The sequence below is a fragment of the Pseudomonas sp. 05N434 genome, assembly GCF_056396965.1.
The window spans coordinates 1-424 of sequence record NZ_JBFTMK010001157.1 but is presented as its reverse complement, the minus strand read 5'-3'; the positions used below and the strand labels follow the sequence as shown (position 1 = coordinate 424).

The following is a 424-nucleotide window of genomic DNA, read 5'->3' as shown; positions in this document are numbered from 1 at the left end:
CGCGAGGTCTGACTGCTCCACGCAGGCAGGCGCGCAGAATCAATGGGACGTTTGACTACACACGTTTTGGACGCTGCACACGGTTGCCCGGGCAGTTCGATCAAGGTCGAGCTGTACCGCGTAGAAGGCTCGCAGCTGGAGCTGGTCGCCACGGCGCTCACCAACAGCGACGGCCGGGTCGATGCGCCGTTGCTGCAAGGCGATGACTACCGTACCGGGGTCTATCAGCTGCAATTTCATGCGGGCGATTACTACCGCGCCCGTGGCGTTCAGTTGCCTGAGCCTGCGTTCCTCGACGTGGTGGTGCTGCGGTTCGGCATTTCTGCCGAACAGGATCACTACCACGTGCCGTTGCTGATTTCGCCGTATAGCTATTCCACCTATCGCGGCAGCTGATCCCCCAAGCAGCTGCCTCAACCTGGAA

Annotated in this window: 1 protein-coding gene; it reads left to right on the top strand. The window is 61.1% G+C overall.

What is annotated here, in order from left to right:
- Positions 1 to 42 precede the first annotated feature (42 nt).
- Complete coding sequence (gene uraH / locus AC1DLB_RS32215) at positions 43 to 396, top strand: hydroxyisourate hydrolase (RefSeq protein WP_007940831.1); 354 nt, start codon at positions 43 to 45, stop codon at positions 394 to 396.
- Positions 397 to 424 lie beyond the last annotated feature (28 nt).